We start from the raw sequence: 267 nt of genomic DNA on the forward strand, positions 1-267 counted from the left end.
CCTTGTACGCGGCGTAGACCTTGCGGTAGTCGTGGCCGCCGCGTTTGAGGTTCCAGATCTGGTCATCGGTCAGGTCCGCGACCAGGTCCTTGGTGGCCGGGTCCTTGCCGAAGAAGTGTTCGCGGACGAACCCGCCGGATTCGGCCTTGTAGGTCTGGTAGTCCCCGTCGGGGGTTTCGTTCATGATCTTCACCAGCGACCCGTCGGTGTCCTTGGTGAGCAGGTCATCCCATTCCCGGCCCCAGACGACCTTGATCACGTTCCAGC

Annotated in this window: 1 protein-coding gene; it reads right to left on the reverse strand. The window is 62.5% G+C overall.

Going from position 1 to position 267, the window contains the following annotated elements; all coding sequences use genetic code 11:
- A partial coding sequence (locus tag AC5RT4_RS17775; protein ID WP_494106624.1) for a hypothetical protein occupies window positions 1–267 on the reverse strand: 267 nt, incomplete at both ends.

The organism is Arthrobacter sp. sptzw42, from assembly GCF_059089685.1.